At 68.1% G+C, this 5,497-nt stretch carries 5 protein-coding genes; 4 read left to right on the top strand and 1 reads right to left on the bottom strand.

All coding sequences use genetic code 11. The annotated features are described in order from the left end of the window. Positions 1 to 317: hypothetical protein (locus VFL64_RS00780; protein WP_489538473.1), on the top strand; the 317-nt coding region annotated here is incomplete at its 5' end. Between the two features lie 273 nt (positions 318 to 590). On the opposite strand, the gene bktB is transcribed toward VFL64_RS00780, so the two are convergent. After that, a complete protein-coding gene (gene bktB / locus VFL64_RS00775; protein WP_489538472.1) occupies positions 591 to 1,775 on the bottom strand; it encodes a beta-ketothiolase BktB in 1,185 nt (394 codons plus the stop codon). 84 nt (positions 1,776 to 1,859) lie between these two features. Here bktB and VFL64_RS00770 point away from each other — a divergent pair, with 84 nt between their 5' ends. From VFL64_RS00770 to VFL64_RS00760, 3 genes are all read left to right on the top strand, one after another. Then, positions 1,860 to 2,555, top strand: coding sequence for an SDR family NAD(P)-dependent oxidoreductase (locus VFL64_RS00770; RefSeq protein WP_489538471.1), 696 nt, complete (start codon positions 1,860 to 1,862; stop codon positions 2,553 to 2,555). A gap of 135 nt (positions 2,556 to 2,690) precedes the next feature. Continuing rightward, positions 2,691 to 4,220: an ATPase domain-containing protein gene (locus VFL64_RS00765; RefSeq protein WP_489538470.1), complete on the top strand. Its 1,530-nt coding sequence runs from the start codon at positions 2,691 to 2,693 to the stop codon at positions 4,218 to 4,220. Further along, the coding region (locus VFL64_RS00760; RefSeq protein WP_489538469.1) for a sensor histidine kinase at positions 4,210 to 5,497 on the top strand (1,288 nt) is incomplete at its 3' end. The genes VFL64_RS00765 and VFL64_RS00760, both read left to right, overlap by 11 nt.

Here is a 5,497-nt window from a genome sequence, read left to right as displayed (position 1 = left end):
GGATTGAGCGAATGGACAGCGTCAACTACGTGTCCATCGCAGACCGCATGGAACTTCAGCTTGCCGGCTACGATGCTGCCGGGTTGGCGCAGTACACAGGTACGGCGACTTACTGCACGCAGGGTAGGAACCTTGACGGTTCCATGGGGCCTGCGTCGGTGTCGGTCATGACCATCAGTCCTTCCGGCGCATCAACTGTCGTTCAGCAATACCAGTCCGGCAGCTGCCCGTTCACTCTTGGCCAGTTCGACAGCATCGCCCCGGTCGTCACCCCAAGCAGCATGCCGGTCGACTGGAGCACAGGACATCCACGCTGAAGTTGCGCCGACGACCAATCGGAGCAAATGTCGCCGGAAGGATGGCTTGTGAGACATCAAAGTTGGGGGCATCTTGTGAATCAGGTCGTCGACATCGTGAACCACCTGGAGGCGAACGTTGTCGACAGTTGGCTCCTGGCCGAGTGCGGCCGCCCACTGTCCAGAAGAATGGACACATGACTGCGGAGGGTTCTCCGTCGTGGTCTCAGGCACCGGTCGCACGTCAGAGATGACAAACGCACCTCTGACGTGCGAGACCCGATCAGCCGCGCTTCACATGCGCTCGAAGATCGCCGCGATGCCTTGCCCGCCGCCGATGCACATGGTCACCAGCGCGTAGCGGCCCTGCGTGCGCTGCAGTTCGTACAGCGCCTTCACCGTGATGATCGCGCCGGTGGCACCCACCGGGTGGCCGAGCGAGATGCCCGAGCCGTTGGGGTTGACCTTGGCCGGGTCGAAGCCCAGGTCCTTGCTGACGGCGCAGGCCTGCGCGGCGAAGGCTTCGTTGGCCTCGATCACGTCGAGGTCGCTCACCTTCAGGCCGGCCTTCTCCAGCGCCTTGCGCGTGGCCGGCACCGGGCCGATGCCCATGTACAGCGGGTCCACGCCGGCGTGGCCGTACGACACCAGTCGGGCCAGCGGCTTGAGGCCGCGGCGCTCGGCTTCGGCGCGCTCCATCAGCACCAGGGCCGCGGCGCCGTCGTTCACGCCCGAGGCGTTGCCGGCGGTGACCGAGCCGCCGTCCTTCTTGAACGCGGGCTTGAGCTTGGCCATGTCTTCGAGCTTGGCGTCGTTGCGCACGTGCTCGTCGGTGTCGAACATCACCGTGCCCTTCTTGCTCTCGAGCGGCACCGGAACGATCTGTTCCTTGAAGTAGCCGGCCGCGATGGCCTTCTGCGCGCGGCGGTGGCTTTCGAGCGCGGCTTCGTCCTGCTGGGCGCGGCTGATGTCCCACTTGGCGGCCACGTTCTCGGCGGTGATGCCCATGTGCACGTTGTTGAACGGGTCGTGCAGGGCGCCCAGCATCATGTCGACCAGCGTCGCGTTGCCCATGCGGGCACCGAAGCGCGCCTGCGGCATGGAGTAGGGGCCGCGGCTCATGCTCTCGGCGCCGCCGGCCAGCGCGATGTCGGCATCGCCCAGCAGGATGGTCTGCGCGGCGCTGATGACGGCCTGCAGGCCCGAGCCGCACAGGCGGTTGACGGTGAGGGCCGGTGTCTCGATGGCCACGCCGCCGTCGACGGCGGCCACGCGGGCCAGGTACATGTCGCGCGGCTCGGTGTTGATCACGTGGCCGAACACCACGTGGCCCACGTCCTTGCCGTCGACCTTGGCGCGGGCCAGCGCTTCGCGGGTGGCGATGGCGCCCAGCTTGGTGGGCGGCACGTCTTTCAGGCTGCCGCCAAAAGTACCGATGGCGGTGCGCGCCCCGCTGACAACAACGACTTCTCTCTTCATGGTGGGCCTCGCAATGGCTGTGTGAAAACCTCAATTGTGAACACATCCACAATGGCATTCCGCGGTTCAACCGACTGAACGACTATGACTACTCCCCACACCCTCGTCATCACCGGCGCCGCTGGCGCCCTGGGCCAGGCCACGGCCCGCCACCTCATGGCATCCGGCCACCGCGTGGCCCTGCTCGACCAGGACGAAGCCCGCCTGAAGGCCGTCTTCGGCAGCCCGGCGGATGCTCTGCTGCTCGCGGCCAACGTGACCTCGGCCGAGAGCGTGGCCGCCGCCGTGCAGCGCGTGGCGCAGGCCTTCACGCGCATTGACGCACTGGTGCACATCGCCGGCGGCTTCGAGATGGGCGAACCGGTGCACCAGATCAGCCGCGCCTCGTGGGACCGCATGATGGACCTCAACGCCTGGTCCTTCGTCAACGTCACCCAGGCGGTGGTGCCGCTGATGAAGCGCCAGGGCGGCGGCAGCGTGGTGGCGGTGTCGGCCAACGCCGCGCGCGAGGGCCAGGCGCTCAAGGGCGCCTACTGCGCGGCCAAGAGCGCCTTGCAGCGGCTGGTGGAAGCGCTCTCGCACGAAGTAGCGGCCGAGGGCATCCGCGTCAACAGCGTGGCGCCGACCACGCTCGACACCCCGGCCAACCGGCAGGGCATGCCCGGCGCCGACCGCTCGGCCTGGGTGGCGCTCGACGCAGCCGCCCAGGCCATCGCCTTCCTCGCCACGCCGGCGGGGATGGCGGTGCACGGACAGCACCTTCAACTTGGCCGCAGCTGAGCGACCGACCGTCACACACACACGCGCACGGGCACGGACGCGGGAAAGCGGTCTGCCCAAAAGGGGATCTGTCCTACAGACGTCGCTGGGGCTTCAAGCCGATCATGAAGCTCCCCATGACACCCCTTGATGGCCATGACGAGCGAAAGCCAGGTCCGGTCGCCCTCCGGCATTCCAGGGCTCGATGAGGTATTGCACGGCGGCTTCATCTCCGGCCGCCTGTATCTGCTGGATGGCAACCCCGGTGCCGGCAAGACCACGCTGGCCATGCAATACCTGCTCGAAGGCGTGCGGGCCGGTGAGAAGTGCCTCTACGTCACGCTCTCCGAATCGCGCAACGAGCTGGTCGCCAACGCGGCCTCTCACGGCTGGTCGCTCGAGGGCATCGAGATCCTGGAGCTGCTCACCGACGAGCTGCAGGTCGATGGCGAGAACGAGCTCACCATGTACCACCCGTCGGAGGTGGAGCTCAACACCACCACCCGCAAGGCGCTCGACGCCGTGGTGCGCGTCAAGCCCCGGCGCATGGTGTTCGATTCGCTCTCCGAACTGCGCCTGCTGGCGCAGAGTTCGCTGCGCTACCGGCGGCAGATCCTCGGCATCAAGCAGTTCATGATGGGGAAGGACTGCACCGTGCTGCTGCTCGACGACCGCACCTCCGACGGGCCCGACATGCAGCTCTACAGCGTGGCGCACGGGGTGGTCTCGCTCGACTCGAGCACGCCGGCCTACGGGAGCACGCTGAGGCAGCTGCGGGTGGTCAAGTTCCGCGGCAGCGACTTCCGCAGCGGCCGCCATGATTTCGTGATCCATCGCGGCGGCCTCTTCGTCTTCCCGCGTCTGTCTGCCGCCGAGCACGGGGCGGCGTTCCGGCGCGAGATCGTGCCCAGCGGCATCGCCGAACTCGACGCCCTGATGGGTGGTGGCATCGACCGCGGAACGGCCACGCTGCTGATCGGCCCGCCGGGCTCCGGCAAATCGACCATCGCCTTGCAGTACGCCACCGCGGCGGCGCGGCGCGGCGAGCATGCCGCCATCTTCGGCTTCGAGGAGTCGCGCGCCATCTTGTTCGAGCGCGCGGCGGGGCTGGGCATGCCCATCCACGAAGGCATCGGCCCGGGCCAGATCATGGTGCGGCAGATCGACCCGGCGGAGACCGCGCCCGGCGAGTTCGCCGCCATGGTGCGCAACTCGGTCGAGCGCGACGGCGCACGGGTGGTGGTGATCGACAGCCTCAACGGCTACCTCAACGCCATGCCCGAGGACAAGTTCCTCACCGCCCAGTTGCATGAGCTGCTTTCCTACCTCAACAACCAGGGCGTGGCCACCTTCCTCATCGCCGCACAGAGCGGCATGCTGGGCAACATGCAGTCCACCGGGTTCGGGCCGAGCGGGCGCTCGGCGGTGGATGCGAGCTACCTGACCGACGCGGTGGTGCTGCTGCGCATGTACGAGCACGCCGGCAAGGTCAAGAAAGCCATCTCGGTGCTCAAGAAGCGCAGCGGGGTGCACGAGGAGTCGATCCGCCAGCTCTCCTTCGACAGCACCGGCATCCACCTGAGCGAGCCGCTGATGCACCTGCGCGGCGTGCTCACCGGCGTGCCGATCGAGTTGCCCCCCGGTGTCGGCCCGGGGTCTGCGTCCGGCCGGCCCCATGGAGCCTGAGGACACGCCCAACGACGAACGCGTGCTGGTGCTGCCGGTCACGCGACGCGATGGCGAGGTGACCTGCGAGCTGCTCGGCAAGGTCGGCATCGAGTGCATCGTCTGCAAGGACGTGGCCACCCTGGCCGCCGAGATCGCGCGTGGCGTCGGGGCGCTGCTGATGACCGAGGCGGTGTTCGGCAGCCCCGACATGCCCTTGCTGCTGGCCGCGCTGCGCAACCAGCCGGCCTGGTCGGACGTGTCACTGGTGATGCTCATGCGCGACCACGCCCGCTCCGCCGCCGGCCTGCGCCTGCTGGGGCTGCTGGGCAACATGACGATTCTCGACCGGCCGGTCTCCACGCGCTCGATGATCAGCGCCATCCAGTCGGCGCTGCGCGACCGGCACAAGCAATGCCGCATCCGTGACCAGATCCTGCAGCTGGCGCGTTCCGAGCAGGCGCTGAAGAAGGCCGACCAGCGCAAGGACGAGTTCCTGGCCACGCTGGCGCACGAACTGCGCAACCCGCTGGCGCCCATCCGCACCGGCCTGCACATCCTCTCCAAGGTGCCGGGCGGCGACGAGAAGGCGAAGCGCCTGCACGAGATCATGGAGCGCCAGATGGCGCAGATGGTCAAGCTCATCGACGAGCTGCTCGAGGTCTCGCGCATCTCCACCGGCAAGGTGGTGCTGCAGCGGGAGCGGGTCGACATGCGCGCTGTCGTCAACCTCGCACTCGAAGGCAGCCAGCCCCTGGTGGACGCGGCCAAGCACCGGCTGGACGTGGCGCTGCTCGACGAACCGGTGTGGGTCATCGGCGACCCCTCTCGGCTGGCGCAGGTGGTGAGCAACCTCGTGAACAACGCCGCCAAGTACACGCCCAATGGCGGGCACATCAGCGTGGTGCTGGCACGCCGGGGCAGTGAAGCCGTGGTGACCGTGAAGGACAGCGGCGTCGGCATCCCGCCCGCCATGCTGCAGCACGTGTTCGACATGTTCGCCCAGATCAACCGCACGCTCGACCGCTCGCAGGGCGGCCTGGGCATCGGCCTGGCGCTGGTGCACCGCCTGATGGAGCTGCATGGCGGCTCGGTCACCGCCGAGAGTGCCGGCAACGACCGCGGCAGCACGTTCACGATCCGCCTGCCCATGGTGACCACCGGGCCGCAGGCCGTGGCAGACGCGCCGGGCCATGCGCCGGGCTCGGCGGTGAAGCGGCATGTTCGCGTGCTGATCGTCGATGACAACACCGACGCGGCCGAGACGCTCGCGATGCTGCTCGAAACCCATGGCCACC

This window comes from Rhizobacter sp., assembly GCF_035702065.1.
Classification (GTDB): domain Bacteria; phylum Pseudomonadota; class Gammaproteobacteria; order Burkholderiales; family Burkholderiaceae_C; genus Rhizobacter.
This window is presented reverse-complemented; position numbering and strand designations above follow the sequence as displayed.

Bases quoted from the DNA above. Each gene is read 5' to 3' on its own strand.
- bktB (WP_489538472.1), bottom strand. From the start codon at position 1,775: ATGAAGAGAGAAGTCGTTGTTGTCAGCGGGGCGCGCACCGCCATCGGT.
- VFL64_RS00770 (WP_489538471.1), top strand. From the start codon at position 1,860: ATGACTACTCCCCACACCCTCGTCATCACCGGCGCCGCTGGCGCCCTG.
- VFL64_RS00765 (WP_489538470.1), top strand. From the start codon at position 2,691: ATGACGAGCGAAAGCCAGGTCCGGTCGCCCTCCGGCATTCCAGGGCTC.